The sequence below is a fragment of the Oryzihumus sp. JJN4-3R genome, from assembly GCF_057747915.1.
In genome coordinates this window covers 3,464,278-3,488,723 of record NZ_CM173229.1, presented here as the reverse complement: position 1 = coordinate 3,488,723, position 24,446 = coordinate 3,464,278, and the positions used below count along the sequence as shown (strand labels likewise).

At 72.6% G+C, this 24,446-nt stretch carries 21 protein-coding genes; 1 reads left to right on the top strand and 20 read right to left on the bottom strand.

Annotation, left to right across the window (positions count from 1 at the left end; translation table 11 throughout):
• Window positions 1-6 precede the first annotated feature (6 nt).
• From AC3ANM_RS16610 to AC3ANM_RS16525, 18 genes are all read right to left on the bottom strand, one after another.
• Window positions 7-933: a type II secretion system F family protein gene (locus tag AC3ANM_RS16610; protein WP_488285523.1), complete on the bottom strand. Its 927-nt coding sequence runs from the start codon at window positions 931-933 to the stop codon at window positions 7-9.
• Entirely contained in the window at window positions 930-2,933 is a 2,004-nt protein-coding gene (locus tag AC3ANM_RS16605; protein WP_488285522.1) for a type II secretion system F family protein, read from the bottom strand. The genes AC3ANM_RS16610 and AC3ANM_RS16605 overlap by 4 nt, the downstream gene beginning before the upstream one ends.
• Before the next feature lie 5 nt (window positions 2,934-2,938).
• On the bottom strand, window positions 2,939-4,312 hold the full coding sequence (locus AC3ANM_RS16600) for a TadA family conjugal transfer-associated ATPase (RefSeq protein ID WP_488285521.1): 1,374 nt from the start codon (window positions 4,310-4,312) through the stop codon (window positions 2,939-2,941).
• Window positions 4,309-5,538 carry a CpaE/TadZ family protein gene (locus AC3ANM_RS16595; protein WP_488285520.1) on the bottom strand — a complete coding sequence of 410 codons (1,230 nt, stop codon included), beginning with the start codon at window positions 5,536-5,538 and terminating at the stop codon, window positions 4,309-4,311. Before AC3ANM_RS16595 ends, AC3ANM_RS16600 begins: the two co-directional genes overlap by 4 nt.
• A 12-nt stretch (window positions 5,539-5,550) precedes the next feature.
• Entirely contained in the window at window positions 5,551-6,312 is a 762-nt protein-coding gene (gene cpaB, locus AC3ANM_RS16590; RefSeq protein WP_488285519.1) for a Flp pilus assembly protein CpaB, read from the bottom strand.
• A 31-nt stretch (window positions 6,313-6,343) separates the two neighbouring features.
• The gene (locus AC3ANM_RS16585) at window positions 6,344-7,522 is read right to left on the bottom strand and encodes a pilus assembly protein TadG-related protein (RefSeq protein ID WP_488285518.1); all 1,179 of its coding nucleotides are present in this window, start codon (window positions 7,520-7,522) and stop codon (window positions 6,344-6,346) included.
• On the bottom strand, window positions 7,507-8,019 hold the full coding sequence (locus AC3ANM_RS16580; protein WP_488285517.1) for a TadE/TadG family type IV pilus assembly protein: 513 nt from the start codon (window positions 8,017-8,019) through the stop codon (window positions 7,507-7,509). The genes AC3ANM_RS16585 and AC3ANM_RS16580 overlap by 16 nt, the downstream gene beginning before the upstream one ends.
• A gap of 153 nt (window positions 8,020-8,172) precedes the next feature.
• Window positions 8,173-8,367: a Flp family type IVb pilin gene (locus AC3ANM_RS16575; RefSeq protein WP_488285516.1), complete on the bottom strand. Its 195-nt coding sequence runs from the start codon at window positions 8,365-8,367 to the stop codon at window positions 8,173-8,175.
• A gap of 77 nt (window positions 8,368-8,444) precedes the next feature.
• Window positions 8,445-8,636 (bottom strand): Flp family type IVb pilin, encoded by a 192-nt coding sequence (locus AC3ANM_RS16570; RefSeq protein ID WP_488285515.1) that lies wholly within the window; start codon window positions 8,634-8,636, stop codon window positions 8,445-8,447.
• Between the two features lie 276 nt (window positions 8,637-8,912).
• Window positions 8,913-10,682 carry an LpqB family beta-propeller domain-containing protein gene (locus AC3ANM_RS16565; RefSeq protein WP_488285514.1) on the bottom strand — a complete coding sequence of 590 codons (1,770 nt, stop codon included), beginning with the start codon at window positions 10,680-10,682 and terminating at the stop codon, window positions 8,913-8,915.
• A complete protein-coding gene (mtrB, locus tag AC3ANM_RS16560; RefSeq protein WP_488285513.1) occupies window positions 10,679-12,418 on the bottom strand; it encodes an MtrAB system histidine kinase MtrB in 1,740 nt (579 codons plus the stop codon). Before mtrB ends, AC3ANM_RS16565 begins: the two co-directional genes overlap by 4 nt.
• A 3-nt stretch (window positions 12,419-12,421) precedes the next feature.
• On the bottom strand, window positions 12,422-13,099 hold the full coding sequence (mtrA, locus tag AC3ANM_RS16555; protein WP_488285512.1) for an MtrAB system response regulator MtrA: 678 nt from the start codon (window positions 13,097-13,099) through the stop codon (window positions 12,422-12,424).
• 267 nt (window positions 13,100-13,366) lie between these two features.
• Window positions 13,367-14,800 carry an adenosylhomocysteinase gene (gene ahcY, locus AC3ANM_RS16550; RefSeq protein WP_488285511.1) on the bottom strand — a complete coding sequence of 478 codons (1,434 nt, stop codon included), beginning with the start codon at window positions 14,798-14,800 and terminating at the stop codon, window positions 13,367-13,369.
• Between the two features lie 99 nt (window positions 14,801-14,899).
• The gene (locus AC3ANM_RS16545) at window positions 14,900-15,925 is read right to left on the bottom strand and encodes a cation diffusion facilitator family transporter (protein ID WP_488285510.1); all 1,026 of its coding nucleotides are present in this window, start codon (window positions 15,923-15,925) and stop codon (window positions 14,900-14,902) included.
• A gap of 112 nt (window positions 15,926-16,037) precedes the next feature.
• Complete coding sequence (locus AC3ANM_RS16540) at window positions 16,038-17,231, bottom strand: SIS domain-containing protein (protein WP_488285509.1); 1,194 nt, start codon at window positions 17,229-17,231, stop codon at window positions 16,038-16,040.
• Between the two features lie 15 nt (window positions 17,232-17,246).
• A complete protein-coding gene (locus AC3ANM_RS16535) occupies window positions 17,247-17,468 on the bottom strand; it encodes a Trm112 family protein (RefSeq protein WP_488285508.1) in 222 nt (73 codons plus the stop codon).
• Window positions 17,468-18,895 (bottom strand): phosphomannomutase/phosphoglucomutase, encoded by a 1,428-nt coding sequence (locus AC3ANM_RS16530; RefSeq protein WP_488285507.1) that lies wholly within the window; start codon window positions 18,893-18,895, stop codon window positions 17,468-17,470. Before AC3ANM_RS16530 ends, AC3ANM_RS16535 begins: the two co-directional genes overlap by 1 nt.
• A gap of 10 nt (window positions 18,896-18,905) precedes the next feature.
• On the bottom strand, window positions 18,906-19,268 hold the full coding sequence (locus AC3ANM_RS16525; protein ID WP_488285506.1) for a DUF3499 domain-containing protein: 363 nt from the start codon (window positions 19,266-19,268) through the stop codon (window positions 18,906-18,908).
• A gap of 59 nt (window positions 19,269-19,327) precedes the next feature.
• Here AC3ANM_RS16525 and AC3ANM_RS16520 point away from each other — a divergent pair, with 59 nt between their 5' ends.
• Entirely contained in the window at window positions 19,328-19,774 is a 447-nt protein-coding gene (locus tag AC3ANM_RS16520; RefSeq protein ID WP_488285505.1) for a metallopeptidase family protein, read from the top strand.
• A gap of 5 nt (window positions 19,775-19,779) precedes the next feature.
• On the opposite strand, the gene AC3ANM_RS16515 is transcribed toward AC3ANM_RS16520, so the two are convergent.
• Both AC3ANM_RS16515 and AC3ANM_RS16510 read right to left on the bottom strand, forming a co-directional pair.
• On the bottom strand, window positions 19,780-21,237 hold the full coding sequence (locus AC3ANM_RS16515) for a DUF5719 family protein (RefSeq protein WP_488285504.1): 1,458 nt from the start codon (window positions 21,235-21,237) through the stop codon (window positions 19,780-19,782).
• Window positions 21,234-24,368, bottom strand: coding sequence for a glycosyltransferase family 2 protein (locus AC3ANM_RS16510; protein WP_488285503.1), 3,135 nt, complete (start codon window positions 24,366-24,368; stop codon window positions 21,234-21,236). The genes AC3ANM_RS16515 and AC3ANM_RS16510 overlap by 4 nt, the downstream gene beginning before the upstream one ends.
• Window positions 24,369-24,446: the final 78 nt, after the last annotated feature.

Below are 24,446 nucleotides of genomic sequence, written 5' to 3'. Positions count from 1 at the left end.
CCGTCGTCAGTGCGCCATGTGCGAGAAGAGCCCGATGATGCGGATCACGCCCGGCCCGATGATGACGATGAACAGAGCGGGGAAGATGCACAGCAGCATCGGGAAGAGGATCTTCACCGGCACCTTCTGCGCCTTCTCCTCCGCCCGCTGACGTCGGATCAGCCGCATCTGCACCGACTGCTCGCGCAGGACGTTGGCGATCGGTAGGCCGAGCCGATCCGCCTGGACCAGCGCGCTGACGAAGGTGCTCACTTCCTGGACCCGCGTGCGAGCTGCCAGGGACGAGAACGCCTCGCCGCGTGGCTTGCCGATCTGGATCTCCTGGAGTACCCGGGCGAACTCCCCCGCAACGGGACCCTCCGTGGCCCGTGCGACCTGGAGCAATGCCGCGTCGAAACCCTGGCCTGCCTCAACACAGACGGTGAGCATGTCGAGGGCATCGGCCAGGCCACGGCGCAGCTCGTCCTGCCGCTTCACCCCGAGGTTGTAGACCAGGATGTCGGGGAGGAAGAACCCCGCCGCACCCGCGCCGACAGCCACGACGACGCCGACGAGACTGAACCGCGTCCACAGGAGCACCAGGACCGCGAAGCTCACCAGGCCGGCACCCTTGAAGGCGAGGACCCGTTCCACGGTCCAGGTCCCAGGGTTGCCGGCGAGGTCGAGCAACCGCTGGAGGCGCTCGTGAGTGCCGGACGGCGAGAGTCGCAAGGCCAGCCCACGGGTCCCACTGAGGAACGGCTTGAGCAGCCGCTCCGATGCCGGCAGCTCGTGCTTGCCCACCTCGGCCCGGGAGACGCCGTTCTCGATGAGAGCGAGGCCCCGTGCCACGCCGGTCGGCGCTCCGGCATCGAAGGCGAAAGCCAGCACCAAGGTGGCGACGGCTCCCCCGATGGCGATCAGTCCGACGATGAGGAACATTGACGAGCTCATACCTCCACCTCCACAACCTTGCGCATCCAGAAGACGCCGACGCCCAGGAAGACGACCCCCACGCCGAGCATGATGATGCCGAGGATGTTGGTCCACAGCAGCGAGACGTACTGGTGGTTGGTCAGGTTCATGTACAGGAATAGCCCGATCGGCAGGGCGATGAGGATGTACGCCGAGAGCTTGCCCTCCGCCGACAGCGCTCTCACGTGCCGGCGCAAGGACTCCCGCTCACGCAGCGTGGCCGCCGTCGTCCGCAGCGTCTCGGCGAGGTTGCCGCCGACCTGACGCTGGATTCGGATGGCCATGCCCGTCCAGCGCAGGTTGTCACTGTCCATCCGGACAGCCATACGCTCGAGGCTCTCGTCGACGTCGGCGCCGATCCGGGTTTCCGCCAGGGCCCGGGAGAACTCCTTGGCCGCCGGCTGCGCGGCGTCGCGAGAGACCGCATCGAGTGCCTGGAGCAGCGAGAACCCGGTCGAGAGGCTGCTGGCCACCAGGTTGAGCACGTCCGGCAACTGTGCCTCGAACTTCTTGGCCCGGCGGCGAGCGGCGAAGCGCAGGAAGAACGAAGGCAGGACCAGCCCGGCCACCACCCCTAGCGCGATGCCGAACACCATCTGCGAGGGGCTCTCGTGCAGCAGCAGCAGCCCGCCGGCGATGCCGATGACCACGGCGACGACCCGCAGCACGGCCCACTCCCCCGCCCGCCAGGGCAGGTCAGCTCGCTCGAGCAGGGCCATCGTCCGCGAGGTCGACTCCCGGCCCTCCATGACCTTCTCGCCCAGGCCGATGAGGGTCTGGCTCAGGTGGGTCGCTGAAGGTGCGTCCGCGGTGGCAGCCGCCGGGGTGGTGCCGTTCACGTAGTGCTCGATGGACTCGACCCGGCGGGCTTTCGCGGACTTCAGCATCGGTGACATCAGTGAAAGGACAAGTCCCACCAGGCCGACAAACAGGGCACCGAGTGCAGCCGATAGCTGCCACGGCATACCCAGCAGCCGCAGCGTCACCGGGGCGGCCGCGGCAAGGGGTGCCGGCGCGGGCGCGGCGGCGGTGACGGCGGGTGCGGGAGCCTCCGGCGTTGGGACGCCGAGATCCAGCCGGGTCGTCGCGGTGACCACACGGCCGTTGACCCTGGCCGAGACCGCGACGTCCTGCTGGCCGGAGACGCCCTTGGGCGTCTTCAGGCTGAGCCGGACCTGGGAACTGAGCGCTCGTGCCGCGGCCGTGAAGGCGGCATCGACCGCGGTGGGGTTGCCGGCCGCGGCGACGCTGCCGTGGGCCGCCCGCGCCAGACCTGCGAGCACCGTGCCCTGACTCTCGTCGGTCTTGAAGCCGACGACCTCGGCCCGCACGCCGGACGCGGCGAGCGCTTGGGTGGTCTGGGCGAGGGTGTGCTTGCTCCGGGTGTCGCCCCCGTCGCTGAGGAGGACGAAGCTTCGGTCCCCGTTGCTGCCGAGCTGGCCGATGGCGCTGAAGATTCCGTCGTAGAGGGTCGTCTCGCCCTTGGACTTCAGAGCTCCGATCGCTTGGCGGACCGCGGCCCGGTCAGCTGTCGGGGCGAGGACAACCTGGGGTGTGTCGGAGAAGGCAACCAGGCCGACCAGCACGTCCTTGGGAGCGGAGTCCAGGAAGGCGTTCGCGGCCTGGGCCACGGTGGCCATGCCCGACACCCCCATGGAGCCGCTGGTGTCGACGAGGAGGGTCGTGACCCGGCGGCCGGCCGTGACTGGCTGGACGGTCACGGGAACCTGGGTCGACCCAACCTTGGCGGTGACCGAGCCGGGGGCGATGGAGACCGGCCGCCCGTCGTCGCGCACCGTGAGCAGCGCGGAGACGGACCCGGGCTGCACGACCACGTCACTCAGCGAGACCGGCGCCGGGGCAGGGGCGGCCAGGGCTGCGGAGCCGCCGCCCCAGCTGGCCAGCACCGTGATGGCGGAGGCGATGAGAGCGCGCGCCCCCGACGCAGGAAGCCGCAGCGGCCAGATGCGCTGCCTCACCGGGGTCACCCCGCACCCCGGATGAACATCGCGGGGTTGAGCTCGACCCCGAGGTCCTTGAGGTGCTCGGTGAACTTGGGCCGGAGGCCGGTGCTGCGCAGGGTGCCGCGGAAGCGGCCCTGCTCGTCCCGGCCGGCGGAGTAGTCGAACTGGAAGAGGTCCTGGAGGGTGATGACGTCGCCCTCCATCCCTTCCACCTCGGTGATCGCCACGATGCGCCGACTGCCGTCCTGGAGTCGGGCCTGCTGCACGATCAGGTTGACCGCGCTGGAGACCTGGTCTCGGATCGCCCGCACGGGCAGGTCCACCCCAGCCATCAGCACCATCGTCTCCAGCCGGGACAGGCTGTCGCGAGGGCTGTTGGCGTGGACGGTGGTGATCGAGCCGTCGTGGCCGGTGTTCATGGCCTGAAGCATGTCGAGCGCGGCGCCGTCACGGACCTCGCCGACGACGATGCGGTCGGGCCGCATGCGTAGTGAGTTCTTCACCAGCTCACGGATCGGGATGGAGCCGCGGCCCTCGATGTTGGAAGGGCGGGACTCCAGACGCAGCACGTGCTCTTGGTGCAGCTGGAGCTCGGCGGCGTCCTCGATGGTGATGATCCGCTCGTCCTCGGGGATGAAGCTGGAGATCACGTTGAGCAGCGTCGTCTTCCCCGAGCCGGTGCCGCCGCTGATGACGATGTTGCGGCGTCCTCTCACGCAGGCCTCGAGGAAGTCGCGCACCTGCGGGGTCATCGTGCCGAAGGCGATGAGGTCCCGGTCGGTGTACGGGTCCGCCGAGAACTTGCGGATGGTGAGCAGGCTGCCGTCGAGGGCGATCGGCGGGATGACCGCGTTGACGCGGGATCCGTCCGCAAGCCGGGCGTCCACGAGCGGGCTGCTCTCATCGACCCGGCGGCCGACCCGGCCGACGATCTTGTCGATGGTGCGGCGCAGGTGAGCGTCGCTGGTGAACCGCGCCTCCACGGGGTAGATCCGGCCCGCCCGCTCGACGAAGATGCTGTCCGGGCCGTTGACCATGATCTCGGTGACCTCGTTGTCCCGCAGCAGCGGCTCCAGGGGGCCGTGACCGAGGATCTCGTCGGTCACCTCCTGGGCGATGCGGGTCCGGTCGGCCGCGGACAGGGGCGTCTGCTCGGCGTCAAGCACCGACTGCAGGCTGTGCCGCACCCGCTGCTCGAGCTCGGACTGCTCGAGGTGCGGGTCGTAAAGCTGCGGCCCGAGGGACTCGAGGAGCGCTTGGTGCACGCTCGCCTTCACCGCCGCGAACGGGTCCTGCGCCCGGTGCCGGGCCAGCGGCAGGTGGCTCACCCCCTCGTGACCCTGTGGGTGCACCGGGCCACGCCGGACGTTGTCGAGTCGATCAGCCAGGCTCATCGCTTGCCTCCTCGGTGCAGGAACCGCAGCTCGCGACGCGTGCGCGGCGGGTTGGGGGGTGCCTCGCCGGCGCCAGAGCCGGCGGGGTGGGTGCTCGTGGCGGTCACGTCGGCCTCGCTGCCGAGCAGCGGGCGCAGGTGGCGTTCGACCAGGGTCCGGATGGCCGCGCTGACGGCGTGCCTGGGCTCGCTCAGCACGATCGGCACACCCCTGTTGATCGAGGCGGGCACATTGGAGCTGCTCGGTACGCTGACGGCGATCGGCTGCTTGAGCACCCGGACGACGTCGTCGTGATTGAGGCCGACCTTCGCATCGGAGCGGTTGAGCACGATGACACGTGAGTCTCGTGGGTTCCCGAGGAGGTCCAGGGTGTCGAGGGTGACGCGAAGGTTCTTCAGTGCCGGGACGTCCAGGGTGGCGATCAGCACCAGGGCGTCGCTGGCGTCGAAGGCGACCAGCACGTGCTCGGTGAACGCCGGCGGGGTGTCGACCAGGACGACGTCGTACATGCGGCGGGCCACCCTGATGAGCTCACCGACGGTCGCCCCGGAGATGCGGTCCACATCGCCGGGCTCGCTGGGGGCACACACGGCGTGGAGACCGCTGTCGTGTCGGGTGACGACCGAGGCCAGACCCTGTTCGTCCAGTCGTCCCGACATGGCCACGACGTCGCTCATCGACCGCTCGGGCATGAGCTGGAGGCTGATGGCGACGTCACCGAAGCCGAGGTCGAGGTCGACCAGCAGCACTCGCAGACCCGTGGAAGCCAGGTAGGCCCCGAGGTTCGTCGAGAAGGTGGTCTTGCCGACCCCACCCTTGGCGGAGAAGACGGTCACCACCTTCCCCTCGCTGGAGGTCGCCCCGGAAGCGCCACGCAGACGTTGGGAGAGCTCCACGCTGCGCCGGCAGGTCTCGGCGAGGGCGTTCTGGTCGTCGGCCTGGACGACCTCCCGGACGCCCGATCGCAAGGCCTGACCCATGACCGTCACGTCGAGGCGGCGACGTAGCAGCACCACACCGACCTCTGGTCGGTCCAGGCGCACCTGCTCGGCAAGGTCACAGGCCGCCTGGAGGTCCACGTCCGGGCCGACGACCACGAGCAGCTCGTGCGTCCCTGACGCCAGGGCCCGCAGCACCAGGGGTGCGGTGTCCAGGCGCTCGACCTCGCCCAGCGCGTAGCGGTAGGTGTCAGCTGCGTGGGGATCCAGGTCCCAGAGGATCGTCATGTCGCGTCCCGATCACTTGGCGAAGAGGGTGGTGTCGGTGACAGCTGCCGTGCCCACCTTCGCGTCGGTCCCACGCAGACCCAGGTAGAGGTCAGCGGTCTGGACACCGTGAACGAGCTTCTCGGCGTTCTCCGGAGGCAGCGCCACGGTGACGAGTGCTGTCGGCGCCTGGCCGGAGGAGCTCTGATCTGCCTGAGCCTGGGGGGATGCTCCTTGGACCGGGGTGAGCGAGGAGTTCCCGACCGCGATGACGAGGACGTCGTCAAGCAGGACTCTGGTGACCTTCGGGGCGTTGCTGTTGTTGCCCTTGCCCTGACCGGGCCACGTCCCGTAGATGACGATGTGGGAGCCGGGGGTGACGAAGGTGCCGACGCGGGCCGGGTCGGACAGCTGCACCGCGAGTGCCACCTGCCCGTCGGGAACCTGGAGCGCCTTCTGGCCGAGGGGCGTCGTGCCGAAGCGGCTGGACAGGACCAGCTCACCCGGGGCGATGTCGTTGAGCGCCAGGAGCTTGGACGTCTTGTCGTCGACCGTGGTCAGCGCCCCCGGCGGCACGGCCTTGGCGGCCACCTGGGTTCGGGCCATCAGCCCGTTCGCGACGGCATCACCAGCAGTGGTGCCTGCCGGCACCACCTCCTGGGCAACGAAGACATCAACCGGCTTCTGCCCCGCGACGGCGCGTGAGTCGGCTCCCTTGGCGTAGAGGAGGACGGCGACAACGCCGACCAGGGCGACCACTGTCGCAGCGACAACGGCGAGAACTCGACGACCCATGTGACTCAACTCTTCTCTGGTTTCGGGCCGGTCATCCGGCGGCGACGACGGTGGTGGCGCCGCGAGGGGTGGGGGTGCTACCGGTGGAGAACTGGCCGCGCGGGATGAGTCCCGTCGTGAACCAGCCATAGATACAGGTGTCGGGAGGCATGCACAGCCGGCGTCCCGTGACGACTGAGTTGATGTCGTTTCCGGGGAACCGCATGCCGGTGAGGTAGAAAGCCGCGAACCCATCGATGAGGTACTGACCGTTGTTGCCCGTCAGGCCGTTGGTCTGCACGTAGATCGGCAGGTAGACGGTCCGCCCGGTCATGGTCTCCAGGTGGCAGTCATTCGGCTCGGATGTCCCGGTCTTGTCGTCGACCCAGCCCGTGGCGGAGATCGTCACGGCGCAGTTCGTCGAGCTGTTGAGCCAGCCGAAGCCGCCGGCCAGGTCGAACCCACTTGGCCCTGCGGGACAGTGCGAGGCACCCGTCGTGTTGTGGAAGTAGATGGCGTGCTCGTAGACGAGCGGGGTTACCGGGTAGCCCGAGGTATACGGGGGAGGCGGCACAAGGCTCGTCCCGTTGGCGGTGTAGTTGTTGTACTCGCAGGTGGAGATCGTGAGAGGGATGACGGTGCCGCCACTCGGGGTTTCCCACGCGGCACGGGCACAGGCCCGGACGGTCCCTCCCGTGTAGCTTCCCCCGGCCAACGTCTGGGCCAGGTAGGGCGGCAGGATCGTCGATCCGCTCGCGGTGCGTGTACTGGTGCGCACCTCGACATAAGGGGCGCCGGCGAACGCCGATGGCACGGTGGGGCACTGCACAAGCGGCGGGGTGGCACCATAGCTCGGGCACAGGGGAAGCAACGGGTTGGTCGCGATGGCAGTGCTGCTGCCACAGACGCTGTCGACGTTGCTCGCCCCATCGCTGGCGTTCGCACTGGCCAATGGGGTCAGGGACGCGGTTGTAGGGCTGCAGTTCGTCGTCGCGGCACAGGTACGAGCTGCAGCGAACGAGGCCGCATCGGCTCCGTTCTGCAGCTGCCGGCGCTCCCACATGAGGGACCCGGTGTCGATGGTCAGTGCGGCGCAACCGAGGACGACGCCGCCGCCGACAAGGAGGGCCACGATGGTCGCCACCGCTCCGCTGTCGCGCCCCTGGAGACGCGCATCGACGTGTCGTCTCACCGTGCGGGCCAGGCGAAGGATGCTCAGCTGGACGCGCATTGCATGACTCCCGTCGACGAGAGGGTGTTGGGACCGGTGAAGGTCCCACCGAAGAAGGTCGACATCGCACTGATGCCGGTAATCCAGGTGAACCCGGAGGTCACCGTGACCGTCGCGTTGCCAGGTCCGGGGCAGGAGCCCCCCATCGACACAGCAGGAAGCGACGCTCCCGTGAGGGCCGGGGCGGCTTGTTGCACCCGTGTCTGGATCTGGCTCGGGGTGTAACCCCCGAGGGCGGCGAGACGAGCTCCTTCGCGCGCAGCTTGGCTGAGCTGGAGCTGCGCGTTGTAGGCGCGCCCGAAGTCGATCAGTCCCATGAGAACAAAAAGGAGCACCGGCAGGATGAGGGCCATCTCGACGGCCGCCGCCCCTTGGTCCATGTGCCTTCGGTGGGCGACCCCACCCAGGCCGAGCCGGCCCGCTGTTCGCTTGGCCATCGCGGCACCTCGCATTTCATGAAGGTCAGTCAGGAAGAGCGTCTGGAAGCCGACGAGCACGAGTCCGACAAAGACGTTTCAGTGGAAGCGCCAGGGCCGGCGATCGAGCCAGCGGCCGGCGACGTTGGTGTGCGGCGCTGTGGTCGGTGCGACGTACGCGCCGCACCGACCACTTGGCTCGCCACCAATGACGCCATGCTCGTCTTGCGCAGCTCAGGCGCCGCCGACAGCGGTGGACACGTCGGTGAACCTGTTACTCAGGTTGGTGCCGAGGAGCGTGACCGCGCCGATGATGACGACAGCGATCAACGCGACCATGAGGCCGTACTCCACCGCGGTGGCGCCGTCTTCACGAGCGTCCATGACAGCGGCGAGCCTGGTCTGCATCTTGGCGATGTAACGGAGCATTCCTAGTCCCCTTTCAGAAGATCCGCCGCGGAGCGGGCTTTGCGGTCCGCCCCGACGGCCGGCATCGTTTGGATGGTTCAGGCACCGACCGCGGTGGCGATGGCGTTGAAGCGGGCCGACAGGTTCGTACCCAGCAGGGTGACCGCGCCGATGATGACGACGGCGATCAGCGCGACCATGAGGCCGTACTCGACCGCAGTCGCGCCCTCCTCACGGGAGTCCATGACGGAGGCGAGCTTGGTCTGGAACTTGGCGATGTAGCGGGTCATTTCAGGGTCCCCTTTCAGGACATCCGGGGCGCCGGGGCGGGCGTCCCGACGACAAGAAGAGACTGTCGCTGAAGGGGATCCGTCGACATCGCCCGATGCGTCCGCGTCCGGGGGCTGATCAGGCGCAGCGGCATCCCCCGAACGGGGGATGCCAACGCCACCACCACCGAGGAAGCACCGACGTGCTCTGACCGACGAAAGACGTTGTGAATGCTCAGGATCGGCAGAGAAGAGCAGAAAATGGAGATCGCACGACGACCTCGCTGCCGGTTAAGCTCAGCCGGCCGGGACCACCACGTCCGAGGCGTTCGCCTCGACTACCCACCCGTTGCCCGCCCGCGTGAGTGCCTGACCGCGGCTGTTGACGACGAACAGCCCGCGCGGCCCGCCCGTGCTGGTGAGCGAGACCGCACCCTCGACCGGCGCCAGGGCGCTGACCGGCCCACCCAGAGGCACGAGGTAGGGCCGTAGCGGGTCGGTCCTGCCAGCGGACCCGAGCACCGCCAGGGTCCGGTCGTCCAGCCAGGTCACGTCGTGCACCGCCGTCAGGGAGGCCCCCACCCGCAGCGGCGCGGCGAGGTTGCGGGCACGGCCGTCCGGTCCGCGCACGATGCCGGCCACGTCCACCCGGGCGTCTCCACCGGCCGCGTCACGTGAGACCACGGCCACCCGCGCGCTGTCCTGGGCCACCCGCAGCGCCACGACCTGGCGCCCGGCCAGCCAGCCGGCCGTCACGGGCCGGGGCGTCGTCGCGCCCGCGGCGGCGTCGATCACGTAGACCCGCGTCACCCCGTCCTTGGTCCCCGCCACCCACAGGCCGCCCCGGCCGTCGTAGGCCGGCCGCGTGAGCTGCCCCGCGAACGCAGGCACGAGCGTCTGCTTGGCCCCCCGCCACCGGGCGAGGGTGGAGCCGTCGGTGCTGACGGCGGCCAGCTCGCCCCCGTCGTGGGACAGGGCGAGCGGCCCCCACCCCAGCGGTATCGCGGGCAGCTCACCGACGGGGGCGGCCGGCGCCCGGGGCGGGTCGCCGGGCGCCCCTAGGCGTCCGGGGTCGAGCCGGTGCAGAGCCGTGCCCTGGCGGATGACGATCGTGCTCGCCGTGGCCGAGGCGTCGACGTCGGGGTAGCCCACGGCCACGACGCTCGTGGGCGCCTCGGGCACGCCTGGCAGGTCCACCTTGCTCCCGCCGACGACGAGGGAGACCGACAGGACCGACGGCGCCTGGGTCACGGTGGCCACGAACTGGGCCCACATCGCCCGGCGCAGCTCGGCGTCGGCGACCAGGCCGCTGACCGACAGGTCGATCGAGGCCCGGCCGTTCTCCACCGGGACCGCGTCGACCGCGAGCCGGGTCGCCTCGGGCACCCCGGAGATCGCCGCGCCGCGCAGGTAGTCCGGCACCGGGTCGAGCTGGGCCCGGGCCAGCGTGGTGGCCAGGCCCGCCGTCAGCGGGAACCACCGGATGTCCGGCACCAGCACCCGGGTCGAGGGCACTGCGTAGTGGACGGCGAAGGGCCGGTAGAGGCGCTCCAGGTCGGCCTCGCTCAGCCACAGCCCGAAGCCCTTGGGGGTGCTGGTGATCCGCCACTGCCCGGACACCTGCTGCAAGGTGAACGTCGCGCTGGTGGTGGTCCCCGCGGGGAGCTCGCGGAACCGCCCGGCGGGGTCGATGGTGGCGCTCACCGGGGAGGTGACCTTGACCCGGTCCGGGCCCACCGAGGCGAAGGTCAGCCCGGACTCGCTGGGGAAGACCATGACCCCGTTGTCGGGGATCCAGTTCTGCGCCACGTTGGGCACCAGGAACGAGCGCCCGACAGCGTGGTCGTCGTCGAAGCCGGCCGCGGCCCGCAGGAACCCGCGCACGATCTGCTCGGGCGTTGCGCCGGCCGCCGGCCCGTCGGGCAGCACCCGCACCGGCTCGACCGGCGGCCCCCCGACCGCCAGGCCCTCGCGCACCGGCCCGGTGGTGGGCAGGCCGCCGCAGGCGCCCAGGACCAGGCTGAGCACCACGCCGACCACGGCGGCGACGAGGGCCCGCCGGCTCACCGCGGTGCCTCGGCCGGGGGCTTGAGCTGCTGGTAGGGCCCTCCGATGCCCTGGGCCGATGCCGGGCGCTCGTCCTCGGGCGTGAGCGGCAGCGGGGAGCGCTCGATCCCGACGCCGGCCCGCTTGGGCAGCGTGAGGCGGAAGCAGGACCCCCGGCCCGGCTCACCCCAGGCCTGCAGCCAGCCGTCGTGCAGGTGCGCGTCCTCCAGGGCGATCGCCAGCCCGAGGCCGGTGCCCCCGGTGGTGCGGGCGCGCGCCGGGTCGGCCCGCCAGAACCGGTTGAACACCAGCGCCGCCTCGCCTGGCCGCAGGCCCACGCCGTGGTCGCGGACGGTGACACCCACCGACGTGGCGTTGGAGGCCACCCGGATCACGACCGGCCGCCCCTCGCCGTGCTCGATCGCGTTGACCACGAGGTTGCGCAGGATCCGCTCCACCCGGCGCGGGTCGATCTCGGCGACGCACGCCTTGTGCGGGGCCTCCACGCCGACGGTGCTGCCCCGCCGCTCGGCGATCGCCACCGTCGCCTCGACCACCCGCGCCACGGTGTCGCGCAGGTCGGTGGCCTCCATGTCCAGGGCCGCGGCGCCGGCGTCGAAGCGGCTGATCTCGAGCAGGTCCCCCAGCAGCGACTCGAACCGGTCCAGCTCGTCGTGCAGGAGCTCGGCCGAGCGGGACACCGAGGGGTCGAAGTCGTCGCGGGAGTCGTGGATCAGGTCGCCGGCCATGCGGATCGTGGTCAGCGGGGTGCGCAGCTCGTGGGAGACGTCGGAGACGAAGCGCTGCTGGACACGGGAGAGGTCCTCCAGCTGGCGAATCTGCTTCTGCAGGCTCTCGGCCATGGCGTTGAACGACTTGGCCAGCCGGGCCAGGTCGTCCTGCCCGCGGGCGCGCATCCGCTCGTGGAGCCCGCCGGAGGCGAGCCGCTCGGCGACCTCGGCGGCGCGGCGCACCGGGTCGACCACCAGCCGGGTGACGACGTAGGCGACGGCACCGACCATCAGGACCAGCGCGATACCGCCGAGGGTGAACGTCTGGGCGACCACCTTGAGGGTGGCCTGCTCACGCTCCATCGGGAAGACGAAGTAGAGCTCGTAGCTGCCCGCCACGGGCAGCGAGACCTGCGAGCCGACGATGACCGTCGGCACCTCCGCCCCGGTGCTCGCGGAGCTGGTCGCGATGATCTGCGTGTGCTGGTGGGTGGCGTCGGAGGAGACCGCCTCGCGCAGCTCGGCCGGCACGCTCGGCAGGCCGACGTCCCCGGAGAGCCGGGTCGCCACGACGGCGCTGCGGGTGTTGCGCAGCGACCGCGTGAGGATCACGTCGCGGGTGTGGTCCGCCCCCGGCGATGCCAGCTGCTGCACCAGGTCGGTCGCCAGGACGCTCAGGCTCGTGGGGTCGGTGCGGTCGGCGGCGTCGAAGCGCGCCTGCGCCGCCCGTGTCCCCTGGGCCGCCTCCTCCGAGGCCGAGCGCACCCGGTCGGCGACCAGGCCGTCGGCGATCTGCTGGTAGAGGTAGGAGCCGAGCAGCAGCACCACGACCAGGCCGAGCAGCATCGTCATCGAGATGACGCGGAACTGCAGCGACCCGCGCCACTGGTGCGTCAGCCAGCGCCCCGAGCCGAGGACGGCCGTGCGCGCCCGGGAGCCGGCCCAGCCGACAGCGCGCAGCGCCCGCGTCCGATGGATCTCGAACCGGGAGGGCGAGGCTGGCGCCGGGCGGCTCGGCTCGGACATCGGCTAGGCCGGGCCCGCCTTGTAGCCGACGCCGCGCACCGTCACGACGATCTCGGGGTGCTCGGGGTCGCGCTCGATCTTGGAGCGCAGTCGCTGCACGTGGACGTTGACCAGGCGGGTGTCGCCGGCGTGGCGGTAGCCCCAGACCTGCTCGAGCAGCACCTCGCGGGTGAACACCTGCCACGGCTTGCGCGCCAGCGCCACCAGCAGGTCGAACTCCAGCGGGGTCAGCGACAACGGCTGCCCGTCACGCTTGACCGAGTGGCCGGCGACGTCGATGACCAGGTCGCCGATCTCCAGGCGCTCCGGCTCGGGCTCGTCGCCGCGGCGCAGCCGGGCACGCACCCGCGCAATGAGCTCCTGCGGCTTGAACGGCTTGACGACGTAGTCGTCGGCGCCGGACTCCAGGCCGACGACGACGTCCACCGTGTCGCTGCGGGCGGTGAGCATGACGATCGGCACGCCGGACTCGCCCCGGATGCGGCGGCACACCTCGATGCCGTCCATGCCGGGCAGCATGACGTCGAGCAGCACCACGTCGGGCCGGCTGTCGCGGAAGGCCGTCATCGCGGAGGAGCCGTCGGCGACGTGCACGACCTCGAGCCCCTCGTTGCGCAGGACGATGCCGAGCATCTCCGCCAGCGCGAGGTCGTCATCGACGACGAGGATCCTGCCCTTCACCGGTTGTTCCTTTCACCGTGTGCGTTCATCGGGTGAATCGTCGCACACGCACCCTGAGTTCACGGTGGGGACGTCCCCGTCCGGTTACCGGCCGGTAGAGACTCCCCCGCTCAGCGCCCTACCCCCAGGCCCGCCTGCGGCACGCACCCAGACGCCCGGGAGAGCACAGCGGGCGGTGAGGTCGCCCTCACCGCCCGCTGCGCGCGATACCGCGGTCCTGCCGGTATGCCGGGTGCGCGGCTCAGCCGCGCGACCCCACCTGCCGCCTCAGTAGCGGTAGTGGTCCGGCTTGTACGGGCCGGCGACGTCGACGCCGATGTACTCGGCCTGGTCCTTGCTCAGCTCGGTGAGCTTGACGCCGAGGGCGTCGAGGTGGAGCCGGGCGACCTTCTCGTCGAGGATCTTCGGCAGGACGTAGACCTGCTTGGCGTAGTCCTCGTTCTTGGTGAACAGCTCGATCTGGGCGATCGTCTGGTTGGCGAACGAGTTCGACATGACGAAGCTCGGGTGGCCGGTGGCGTTGCCCAGGTTGAGCAGGCGACCCTCGGACAGCACGATGACGGAGTGGCCGTCGGCGAAGCGCCACTCGTGCACCTGCGGCTTGATCTCGACCTTCTCGATGCTCTTGTCGCGCTCGAGGCCGGCCATGTCGATCTCGTTGTCGAAGTGCCCGATGTTGCCCACGATCGCCTGGTGCTTCATCTTCGCCATGTCGCCGGCGGTGATGATGTCCTTGTTGCCGGTGGCCGTGATGAAGATGTCGGCGGTCTCGACGACGTCCGCGAGCGTGGTGACCTGGTAGCCGTCCATCGCCGCCTGCAGCGCGCAGATCGGGTCGACCTCGGTGATGACCACGCGGGCGCCCTGGCCGCGCAGCGACTCGGCGCAGCCCTTGCCCACGTCGCCGTAGCCGAGGACGACCGCGACCTTGCCACCCATCAGGGTGTCGGTGGCGCGGTTGATGCCGTCGATCAGGCTGTGGCGGGTGCCGTACTTGTTGTCGAACTTGGACTTGGTGACCGAGTCGTTGACGTTGATCGCCGGGAAGAGCAGGTCGCCGGTCTGGGCGAACTCGTAGAGGCGGTGGACGCCGGTCGTGGTCTCCTCGGTGACGCCCTTGATGCCAGCGGCCATCTTGGTGAACCGCTGCGGGTCGCTCGCGAGGGAGGCGCGCAGCACGTCGAGGATGACGCGGTACTCGGCCGAGTCGTTCTCGTCCGTGGCCGGGACGGCGCCCGCGGCCTCGAACTCGACGCCCTTGTGGACGAGCAGGGTGGCGTCGCCACCGTCGTCGAGGATCATGTTCGGGCCGTCCTGGCCGGGCCAGGTCAGGATCTGCTCGGTGCACCACCAGTACTCCGGCAGGCTCTCGCCCTTCCAGGCGAAGACTGGGACGCCCTGCGGGTCCTCGGGCGTGCCCTTGCCCACGACGATCGCCGCGGCGGCCTCGTCCTGGGTGGAGAAGATGTTGCAGGAGGCCCAGCGCACGTCGGCGCCGAGGGCGGTCAGGGTCTCGATGAGCACGGCGGTCTGCACGGTCATGTGCAGCGAGCCGGCGATGCGGGCACCCTTGAGCGGCTGCTGCGCACCGAACTCCTCGCGCAGCGCCATGAGGCCGGGCATCTCGTGCTCGGCCAGGCGGATCTGGTGACGGCCGGCCTCGGCGAGGCTCAGGTCGCGAACCTTGAAGTCAAAGGACATGCGTAGAACTCCCTTTGGATGTCTCTGGTTTGCTGACCCGGCGCCGCCCATCTGGGCCTTCATCTGCGGGGTCATCACCCACGCCGGCAAGGGGACAGTCTAACGACTGTGCCCCATGTCCCGAACCTCCCCGGGCTCGTCCGGCACGTAGGTGGAGTCCGCCGCCACCGGGGCGTTGTCCCACTGCGCCCGGTCCTGGGCCCCGCGGTCGATGTCGGGCTCGAGGTACATCACCAGCTGTATGCCGGGCAGCGCCTCGCGCGCCCGCCGCTCCGCCGCGTCGATCGCCTCGGCGATCTCCTCGCCGCGGTCCAGGCGCCCGACCGCGAGCTTGGCCGCGACGAGCACCTCCTCCGGGCCGAGGTGCATCGTGCGCAGGTGGATGACCCGGGAGATGGCGCCCTCCGGTCCGTTCTCCAGCGCGTCGGTGATGGCCTGGAGCTGCTGCGGGCGGGCCGCCTCGCCGATGAGCAGGGACTTCATCTCGATGGCGAGCACGCCGGCGACGAAGACCAGGAGCAGGCCGATCGCCGCAGTGCCGACGGCGTCCCAGCGGCCGTTGCCCGTGATGAGGGTCAGGCCCACCCCGATGAGGGCGAAGACGAGGCCGACCAGCGCGGCGGAGTCCTCGAGCAGCACCACCGGCAGCTCCGGCTCCTTGGCGGTGCGGATGAACTGCGCCCAGGTGCGCTTGCCGCGCAGCGGGTTGCTCTCGCGGACCGCGGTGCGGAAGGAGAAGCCCTCCAGCCCGATCGCGACGACCAGCACCGCCAGCGGCACCCACCACCAGCGGCCCTCGATCGCCTCGGGGTGGCCCCACTTGTGCCACGCCTCGTTGAGCGCGAACAGGCCGCCGACGCTGAACAGCACGATGGAGACGATGAAGGCGTAGACGTAGCGCTCCCGGCCGAAGCCGAACGGGTGCGCCGGGGTCGCCTCCCGCTTGCTGCGCTTGCCGCCGATGATCAGGAGCAGCTGGTTGCCCGAGTCTGCCACCGAGTGCACCCCCTCGGCGAGCATCGAGCTCGACCCCGTCACCAGGAACGCGAGGAACTTCGTCGCCGCGATGCCGAGGTTTGCCGCCAGTGCCGCGACGATCGCCTTGCCGCCACCTTCGTGTGCCATGGGTCGAAGCCTAGAGCGCCGGTGGTCGCGACCCGCCACACAGGTGGCGTCCAGCCCGCATTCAGGCGGCATCTCCCGGGCCAAGGCGCCCGAGCGCCCGCCACCCCGGCGGCTATCCCCCGGTGTTGTCGCGGCGGTCGCGCAGGTCGGCCACGTGGGGCGACACGGCCGGGTCCAGCCCGAGGCCGATCGCCAGGTAGGTGGCGGCGAAGTCGGTCAGCGCGATCTGGCCGGAGAGCCGGGTCAGCGGGTGGCCGGGCTCGGTGACGGCGGTCGCCACCCGCACGCCCGCGTCGTATGCCGTCTGGATCACGGCGTCGGTGAGCTCCTGCACCTCGGCGGCCTCGGGGGTCAGCACCTCGGGGGCGACGTCGCGCAGCATCAGCAGGCCCAGCCGGGGCTGCGCGGGGCCGTCCAGGAACGGGTCGGCGAAGATGTCCGGGGCGGACTCGCGCTCCCCCACCCCGCGCCCGCCGCCGGCGGTGAACGGCCCGTCGAAGCTGGCCACGATCTGGGAGGCGGCGTCGGGCAGCTCGCCGTAGGAGGCCGGGATCCGGGCGGTGCGCGCCAGCATCGAGGCGGCCCGGGCGGCCGCGACCCCGTTCAGCGGCCCGTCGCCCAGGATCACCGGGATCGACTCGGCGAGCTGGACGGCCAGGATCTTGGCCGGGTTGACGAACGACTCCGACGACGGGCGGCAGGCCTCGGCCTGCTCGTCGAGCCGGTTGGCAGTCTCCAGCAGCGTCTGCTCGGCGCAGTCGATCAGGCCCAGGCCGTCCGCGGCGAGCATGACCGGGGTGAGCAGCGACCACAGCGCAGTGCGCGAGGAGGTGCGCCCCTGGGGGACGTCGATGTGCACCCCGCGGGCTGCCGCGCAGATCTGGGCCAGCGGGGAGCCGGGGGCGCCCACGGTCAGCAGTGAGGCCCCGCGGCGGGCGGCCTCGGCCGCCACCGCCACCGGCCCCTGGGCCCGGCCGGACAGGGACACCGCGACCACGAGGTCGAGCGGGCCGACCCAGCCGGGCAGCGGCAGGTTGCGCCGCACGGTCACCGGGACCGGCGACCCGGGCTCGGCCAGCAGCTCCAGCACGTCCGCGACCACCGCCGAGCCGCCCAGCGAGGCCACCAGCACCGACCGGGGCCGCTCGCCGCTGGCCACCCGGTCGATGCCTCCCTCGCGGGAGAGGGTGATCGCCTCCCGGACCTGGGCGCCGGCGGTCGCGAGGGCGCGCAGCGTCTGGCGCGTGTCGCGCTCGGCGATCGCCTCCACGTCGTCGATCAGCGACTCATCCAGGAAGGGAGGCATGTCGGCGCCGCCGGATCAGCCTGCGAGAGAACGGGACTCGTCGACCAGGAGCACCGGGATGCCGTCGTCGACGCGGTAGGCCCGGGCGCAGGCCGCGTCGGTGCAGTGCAGCTCGGGCCCGGTCGGCCCGGTCCCGTCGACGAGGGCGGAGTGGCACTGGGGGCAGCGCAGGATCTCCCGCAGCCACGGCTCGATCTGGGCGGCGGGGCCGGTTGCGCCGGACGGGTCCTGGGTCATCACTGTCCTCCTCGCACGAGCGACAACACATCGTCGCGCACGTGCTGCATGGTTGTCTCATCAAAGGCCTCGACGTTGAGCCGAAGCAGGGGCTCGGTGTTGCTGGCGCGCAGGTTGAACCACCACATCGGCTCGCCCCGGTGGGTGACGGTCAGGCCGTCGAGCTCGTCGAGCTCCACGTCCTGCCGCTGCGCCCACTGGCGCACCGTCGCGGTGGTGGCCACCGCGTCGGCGACGGTGGAGTTGATCTCGCCGGACGCGGCATACCGGCTGTAGCGCTCGGCCAGCTGCGACAGGGGCCCGTCCTGCTCGCCGAGGGCGGCGAGGACGTGCATCGCCGCGAGCATGCCGGTGTCGGCGAACCAGAAGTCGCGGAAGTAGTAGTGCGCGGAGTGCTCGCCGCCGAAGACGGCGTCGTGCTCGGCCATCTGCGCCTTGATGAACGAGTGGCCCACCCGGGTGCGAACGGACTGTCCGCCCTCCTCGGCGATGATCTGCGGCACCGCGGCGGAGGAGATGACGTTGTAGACGATCCGCGCCTCCCGGCCCTCGGCGCGCTCCTTGGCGATCTCGCGGCTGGCGACCAGCGCGGTGATGGCCGAGGGGCTGACCGGCTCGCCGCACTCGTCGATGACGAAGCAGCGGTCGGCGTCGCCGTCGAAGGCCAGGCCGAGGTCGGCGCCGTGCTCGACGACGGCCTTCTGCAGGTCGCGCAGGTTCTCCGGCTCCAGCGGGTTGGCCTCGTGGTTGGGGAAGGTGCCGTCGAGCTCGAAGTAGAGCGGGACCACCTCCAGCGGCAGCTCGGGCAGCCCGGCCGCGGTGCCCAGCACGGCGGGCACGGTGTGCCCGCCCATGCCGTTGCCGGCGTCGACGACGACCTTCAGCGGCCGGGAGCCGGACAGGTCGACCAGCCCGCGCAGGAAGCCGGCGTAGTCGGCCAGCAGATCGCACTCGGTGATCGTGCCGATCCGGTCCGAGCCGCCCAGGTGGTGGACCTCGCCGCGTTCCAGCAGCCACTGCGCCAGGTCGCGGATCTCGGCCAGGCCCGAGTCCTGGCCCACCGGGCGCGCGCCGGCGCGGCAGAGCTTGATCCCGTTGTACTGCGCGGGGTTGTGGCTGGCGGTGAACATCGCGCCGGGCACGTCCAGCGCCCCGCTGGCGTAGTAGAGGCCGTCGGTGGAGCACAGTCCGATGAGGGTCACGTCGAGGCCGTGGGCGGCCGCGCCGACCGCGAACGCGCGCGCGAGGTCCGGGGAGGACGGGCGCATGTCGTGCCCGATGACGATGGAGGAGGCACCCTCGGGGCCGGCGATGACCTGGGCGAACGCCGAGCCGATGGCGGTGGCCACCGGCTCGCTCAGCTGCTCGGGGACGAGACCGCGGACGTCGTAGGCCTTGATGAAGTCGGACAGGCGGGGCACACTCACGCGCCCGACCCTACCGATCGCGCAGCACCCGCAGGTGGCCGCGTCGGCCGACCTCGACCGTGCCGTCGGCGTCGGGGGCGCTCGAGGGCGCCGGGGTGCGGGGCTTGCCGGCCTCGCGCACCGCGTCGGCGAGGGCCAGCAGGTCGTCCTGGCTCGGGCCCGGGTCCACGAACTCCCCTGCCAGCCGGACGACCTCCCACCCACGCGGGGCCGTCAGCCGCTCGGCGTGCTCGGCGCACAGGTCGTAGGTGTGTGGCTCGGCGTAGGTGGCGAGGGGACCGAGGACGGCGGTCTGGTCCGAGTAGACGTAGGTCAGGGTCGCGACGGCCCCCTTGGCACAGGCGGTGCGGGAACACTGGCGCGACAGACTCACGGGGGGACTGTAGTGCGCGGCGCCGCCGAGACGAATCCGGCACGCCGTAATGTGGTCACGTGAGCCCGACGCGACCCTCCTCCCGGCGCCGCAACCGTCACGGTCGCGGGCCTCGCGGGCCGATGGCGTGGCCGCCGGTCCCGGCGATGCGCAGCCGCGCCGAACGCTTCGACGAGCTCGTCCTGGACGCGGCGTCGCGACTGGAGGACCGCCTCGGCCGTGACTTCGGCGACGTCGAGTTCGCCGTGGAGGACGTGCCCCCGAGCGACCCGGCGCCGTGGGAGTCCGCCGACGTCGCGCTGGGCCGGCTCTTCGCCGCGCGCGGGCGGATGCCGGCGCGCATCGTCATCTACCGCCGCCCGGTGGAGACCCGCGCCGACGACGCCCGCGAGCTCGCCCTGCTGGTCAACGAGGTCGTCGTCGAGCAGGTCGCGGCGATGCTGGGCGTCGACCCGGCCGAGCTCGACCCGGGCTGGGACCCCGGCTTCGACGACGGCCCTGCCTGAGTCCCTCAGTCCCTGGCCTCGCGCACCGTGGTCGGCGTCGTCGTCAGGGGCAGCGAGGACATCGGGCTGGTGCTGACCATCGGCCCGGCGGCGTCGGCGACGGTCGACACGACGGCGGCACGCACCGCGCCGGAGACCGGCGTGAGCCAGGCCGACGTGGCACCGGTGACAGGACGGGTCACGACCGTGTCGGCGGGCACGGCGACCGTGTCGTTGGAGACCTCCCCGGACGGGCTGACGGTGCTGACCGTCACCACGGACGGTCGCGCGGTGCCGACCAGCTGCACCTCGCTCGTCGCCCCGGCACCGGGGACCAGGGCGGCGCCGGCGAGCCCGCGCAGCGGCGCCGATGCGGCCGTCCAGGCCAGGTCCGAGGGCCCCGCGGGGGTCTTGCGCCGCTCGACGCTCGCTCCCGCCAGCACCGGCACGTCGGCGTCGACCTGCACGGCGTAGGCGCCGGCCGGCAGGGCCGGGAGGGCGAGGTCGGCACTGCTCCCGGCCGGGACGCGCACGACCCCACCGGCGGGCAGGGGCTGGGGGCCGTCCGGGGTGAGCAGGCGCAGGCGCACGACCGCCTCGCTCGTCCCCGGCACGGCCAGGCGCAGCATCGCCCGGCCGGCGACGGCCACGCCGGGCACGACCTGCTCGCGCGCCGGTGGCGCGGTCGGCACGGCGTCGTCGCCGCCGCGGGGCACGATGCCGTCGAGCCAGCTGTCGCTCAGGACGGCCGCCACGTCGCCGCCCTGGGCCTCGACCCCCACGACCGGCGACTTCTCCGTGCCGGCGAGGGAGTCGAGCAGGACGACCGTGCGGCCGTAGGGCGCCACGACGATGCCACGCGAGCCCGGCGCGGTGATCGGGCCCGCCGTGCCGAGCACGGTCAGGTCGACCTGGACCGGGTTTGGACCGGGGTTGGCCAGGACCAGGCGCTCCTGGCGCCCGGGCTCACCGCCGCCGGCCACCAGCCACGCCTGCTCGCCGGACTCCACGCACGGCGACCCGCTCAGCCCGCGGGCGTCGCCCTTGGTCGTCAGGGTGCGCTGGGCCCCCACCGCACCGGCCGCAAGCGAGCCCGAGCCGGTGACGAGCACCGACCGGGGGGTGGTGACGGTGAGCGACAGCCCCGCCCCGCGGGCGCCGGCCGACGGGGTGCTGACCCCGGCCGGCAGGGGCCGGGTGGTCAGGGTGCCGACCCCACCACGGGTCGCCGCGTCGGGCAGCAGCGCGTCCGGGACGGTGGTGGCCACGACCGCGGTGCTCTGGTGCCCGGCGGCGACCCCGTCGACGCCGAGCGTCTCCGGGCCGGGGCAGACCACCGACGTCGAGGCCACCGCGCTGCTGGCGGGACGCACCGCCGCAGCCGCACGGGCGGGCGCCAGGTCGAAGGTCGGCGCCTGGGCGGCCGCCACGACCAGCCCGGCGCCGGCGGCGGCGACCACCGCGGCGCGGGTGAGGCCGATCATGAGGCCCTCCGGGAGCGTCGGGTGCCGATCGGCACGGCGAGGAAGGCGACCAGCGCCAGCAGGGCGAGCTGGCCGAGCCGCCAGCGCGCGTGGCCCGGGTCGACGATGATGGTCAGACGTCCGGCCGTGGCCGGCAGCGCGTAGGTCGGCTCGGTGGCTCCCGGCACCGCAGCGAGCGGGCGTCCGGCGAAGCGCACCGTGGCGTGCCGGGACCAGGCGGCCGGCTCGGCCACGACCACGCGCCGCGGCGCGGCGGCTGCGGCGACCCGGGCGGACAGGGCGCCGTGGTCGCCGCTGACGTCAACGGTGTCGAGCGCGTGGCCGGCGGCGTCCTCGAGGCGCACCCGTGCCGGCGGCACGGAGCTGTCGGCGGCGGCGCCCTGGGCCGGCAGGACCCGCCACAGGACCATGCCCTCGCTGTCGCCGAGCCGGGTCAGCCCGGCCGTCCCGTCGAGACGGCGGACGGTGGGGCTCGCCGACGGGCCGCGGTAGCCGACGAACCCGACGCCGAGGTCGGCCAGCCGGTCGTGGGCCTGGTTGGCCGTGGCCGGGGTGGCGTCGGCAAGGACGAGCTGCACGTCGCTGCTCAGCGAGGCGGGTTCGGTGCGGGCCGGTGCCCCGGCGTCGCGGACCGGGTCGGACGCCTCGGCGCCCACCAGCCGGTAGGTCAGGTCGCCGCCCTGCGGGGTCAGCACGAGCAGCCGGTTGGCCAGCGCGCTGTGGGCCTGGTCGGCGGCGACGGCCGGCACCCTCACGCCGCCGACGTGGAGCGGGCCGGGCAGCCGGCCCACGACCAGCAGCACGGCTGCGCCGAGGACCCCGGCGATGGCGAGAGCGATCGTGGGGGCGGCGAGCACCTGGCGCCAGCCGAAGCCGTGACGGGCCAGCCGGTGGCCCAGGCCGTCGAGGCCGAGCACCGCCGCAGCCAGCAGGGCTAGCGCCAGGACGTCGATGCCGGTGCCCGGCCACGGGGTCAGCGGCGCCCCGGCGGCCGACCGGCCGACGACCACGTGCGGCGCGGCCAGGGCGGCGGCCAGCCCGGTCAGCGCGGTCAGCCCGAGCACGGACATGGCCCACGAGGCGCCCTGCCGGCGCAGCAGGCCGGCGAGCCCGGCGAGGACCAGCGGCCCGGCCACGAGCAGGGCGGGCAGGGCCGCGGGGGCGGGCTGGAGCAGCGCGACCTGCCAGGCGGGGGTGGCCGCGCCCGCAGGCACCGCCAGACCGGGTCCGGTCAGCAGCAGCCGGGGGTCGGCCAGGACCTCGAGCAGCCTGGGGCCCACCAGCCCCACCGGGACGGCGAGGATCGCCAGGGCGCGCAGCCGGCGGCGTGACCCCGGCCCGACGACGAGCAGGACGGTCGTGGCCAGCAGGGCGAGGACCCCGAGGGCGGGGTCGAGGGTGAGCAGCACGGCGACGGCCAGGGCCGTTGACGCCGTGACCGACGCGGACGCGGTGCGGCGGGCGACGCAGGCCAGTCCCGCCACGACCAGCGGCAGGAGCACGTGGGCGAGGACCGCGCCGAGCCGCCCGTGGCCGACGGCGTCGGTGAGGGTGGCCAGGCCGCCCCACGCGAGCCCCACCCAGGCGCGCGGCCACCGCGCCCGCGTCAGGACCCGGGCGCCGAGGTATGCCGTGGCCGCCGCCAGCGGGGCGGCTGCCAGCACCAGCCACGTGAGGGTGACCGACGCCGGGGACGCGGCAGCGCCGACGGGGGGAAGCCAGCTCAGCAGCCAGGTCACCGCGGCCAGGACCGGCAGCCACGGCGCCGCCTCGGCCGAGGTGCCCAGGCCAGGGCCGTGCCACCCGTCGAGCCACAGGTGCCACAGCGACGAGGCGTCGGCGGACACCGGGAGCAGCTCACCGCCGGAGAGTCCTCCGCTCGAGGCCGACAGGGCGCCGGCGTGCAGCAGCGAGCGCCAGGCCGCCAGCGTGACGCCCACGGTCAGCAGCACGGCGACCACGCCGGGGTGCCGGGCCAGTCGCTGCGGCCAGGTCGGGCCGAGGACGGCCAGGTCCTCGGCCTCGTCGGCGACCGGGCCGCTCTCGACCGGGTCGGCCCCGGAGGCGGGGACGTGTGCGGCCGGGCCGCCGAGGGCGATGGCGTCGTGGACGGCGTCCAGCGTGTGCCGCAGGGCGGCCGCCGGCGGCACGAAAAGGCCGTGCAGGTCGCGACGGCGCAGCTGCCGCTGCCCGCGGGCGCGCCAGCGTGCCGCGAGCACCCGCCACGGGGTGAGCACGGCCACGACGTCGGTGAGCTCGAGCAGGGCGCGGCGCGGGCGCTTGACCGCCAGCAGGGCGACCCCGGAGAGCACGGAGGTCAGCGTGACCCACAGGGCCAGGAGCGGGGCGAGCGGCAAGGTGCAGCGGGCCAGGGCGACCTGCCGGGCGTGCCGGCGCGCCAGGCGCCGGGCCGCGCGCTCGTCGAGGTGCTCGTCGCGCAGGCCGCGGGTGGAGGCCGCGGCGTCGCGGACCGTGGCCCGCGGCACGACGATGACCCGATGCCCGGCGAGGTGGGCCCGCCAGCACAGGTCGAGGTCGTCGCCGAAGAGGCCGAAGGCGGGGTCGAACCCGCCGGCGGCCGCGAACACGTCGCGGCGCACCAACATCCCGGAGGTGTTGACGGCCAGGACGTCGGTGCGATGGTCGTGCTGGCCCTGGTCGGCCTCCCCCCGCCTGGCGCCGTCGGCCCGGCGACCGGAGCGGGTGGCGTGCTGCCCGACCTCGAGCAGCCGGCCCGGGTCCTCCCAGGCGAGCAGCTTGGGGCCGGCGATGCCGACCGTCGAGGAGCGGCGGGCGGTGTCCACGAGCAGCTCCAGGGCCCGGGGCCCGGCGGCGCTGTCGTCGTGCAGCAGCCAGAGCCAGTCGGCCGCGGAGGCGGCCTCGGGCAGGTCGGCGACGACCCGGCATACGGCCTCACCGAAGGTGACCTCGCGCCCGGTGGAGACCACCTGCAGGTCGGCGACCGCGTCGTGAATCCCCTTGTGGCCGGCCAGGATCGCGGCGCTGTCGTCGCGCGAGCCCGTGTCGACCACGACCAGCCGGTCGGGCAGCCGTGCCTGGCCGGCGATGGCGTCCAGGCAGCCGGCCAGCCATCTGGCCCCGTCGTGGATGACGAGGACCGCGGTGACCACCGGGGCACCCGGGGTCGCCGACGACGTGGACGATGCTGCGTGCGGTGGCGCCAGCGTCATGGGCACGGGGGCGGAGTC

Coding starts and splice junctions, on each gene's coding strand:
- AC3ANM_RS16515 (WP_488285504.1), bottom strand. CDS start 21,237: ATGATCGGCCTCACCCGCGCCGCGGTGGTCGCCGCCGCCGGCGCCGGG.
- ahcY (WP_488285511.1), bottom strand. CDS start 14,800: ATGTCCTTTGACTTCAAGGTTCGCGACCTGAGCCTCGCCGAGGCCGGC.
- AC3ANM_RS16610 (WP_488285523.1), bottom strand. CDS start 933: ATGAGCTCGTCAATGTTCCTCATCGTCGGACTGATCGCCATCGGGGGA.
- mtrB (WP_488285513.1), bottom strand. CDS start 12,418: ATGTCCGAGCCGAGCCGCCCGGCGCCAGCCTCGCCCTCCCGGTTCGAG.
- AC3ANM_RS16545 (WP_488285510.1), bottom strand. CDS start 15,925: ATGGCACACGAAGGTGGCGGCAAGGCGATCGTCGCGGCACTGGCGGCA.
- AC3ANM_RS16570 (WP_488285515.1), bottom strand. CDS start 8,636: ATGACCCGCTACATCGCCAAGTTCCAGACCAAGCTCGCCTCCGTCATG.
- AC3ANM_RS16540 (WP_488285509.1), bottom strand. CDS start 17,231: ATGCCTCCCTTCCTGGATGAGTCGCTGATCGACGACGTGGAGGCGATC.
- AC3ANM_RS16535 (WP_488285508.1), bottom strand. CDS start 17,468: ATGACCCAGGACCCGTCCGGCGCAACCGGCCCCGCCGCCCAGATCGAG.
- cpaB (WP_488285519.1), bottom strand. CDS start 6,312: ATGGGTCGTCGAGTTCTCGCCGTTGTCGCTGCGACAGTGGTCGCCCTG.
- AC3ANM_RS16575 (WP_488285516.1), bottom strand. CDS start 8,367: ATGCTCCGTTACATCGCCAAGATGCAGACCAGGCTCGCCGCTGTCATG.
- AC3ANM_RS16585 (WP_488285518.1), bottom strand. CDS start 7,522: ATGCGCGTCCAGCTGAGCATCCTTCGCCTGGCCCGCACGGTGAGACGA.
- AC3ANM_RS16595 (WP_488285520.1), bottom strand. CDS start 5,538: ATGACGATCCTCTGGGACCTGGATCCCCACGCAGCTGACACCTACCGC.
- AC3ANM_RS16600 (WP_488285521.1), bottom strand. CDS start 4,312: ATGAGCCTGGCTGATCGACTCGACAACGTCCGGCGTGGCCCGGTGCAC.